The following is a 947-nucleotide window of genomic DNA, read 5'->3' on the forward strand; positions in this document are numbered from 1 at the left end:
TWTAATTCTGTAATTATTTTTTTCATTAATTATTTACCTCCATATATTAAAAATATACCTAATTTTAGGTATATTTTATAAATATCAAGAGTTTTCGACAAAATTAAAGTTTTAAAATAATATCTTAAACTTATTTATTAATCAAACTAAATTTGATATAATTAATTCGTCTATTTTAAGTAAAAATTTTATCTTTTTCTTAAAATATTACAATTATCTTAAATACTAAATTCAATTTGGGATAAAAAATATTTAATGCAAAAAACTAATGATTAATGCTATTTTAACATTAGCAACCAACATTGGTTTGATTTCATTATGAAAGGAGATTGAGTATGCCAGTAAGTTTGAAAGCTAAAAACAAAAAGGTGCCCCAGTCGAAAAAACCAGTAGCAAAAAATGCGCCAGAAGAAAAATGATTATTCATTAAATCACAAGCAGTTATTGATTCAACTCCAGCTATGAAAAGATCAATCGATCGTTCATTAGGAGATGTTTATACAAAAACAGCAGCGGATTATCGGGCAAAAGATGGAAGTGCCATTACTACTGCAATTACAGCAGAAAGACTAATTGCAGAACGTTTAGGAAAAACAGCAACTCAACGAAAAGCAATTGAAGTGCAAAATAAAAAGAAGGCCACTCAAATGTTAAATTCAAAGGATAACAAAAAACCTGCTAAAAAAACAGTAGCAAAAAAACCTTTGAAAAAAGTAGGGACAAAAAATAAGTAATGTTAACAATAACTAGATTTTCTAGTTATTGTTTTATTTAAAATTTTTATTAATATTTTTCCTGTTTTTATAAAATAGAAAATAAGATTAAGAATTTTTAATTAGGACTATAATAGACTTCTTGCATAACCTAGTTATTTTAAAATTCCTATAAAATATATTTAAAATAGAAATTATAGGAATCTAAAATTATGAAATTTGATAAATTTRATT

The 947-nt window shown here is 23.9% G+C and carries 1 protein-coding gene; it reads left to right on the forward strand.

The window, feature by feature from the left end:
• The first annotated feature begins 335 nt into the window (after positions 1-335).
• Positions 336-734: a hypothetical protein gene (locus tag EHV01_RS06050; protein WP_422066672.1), complete on the forward strand. Its 399-nt coding sequence runs from the start codon at positions 336-338 to the stop codon at positions 732-734.
• Positions 735-947: the final 213 nt, after the last annotated feature.

Source organism: Spiroplasma sp. hy2 (assembly GCF_044714365.1).
GTDB lineage: Bacteria > Bacillota_I > Bacilli_A > Mycoplasmatales > Mycoplasmataceae > Spiroplasma > Spiroplasma phoeniceum.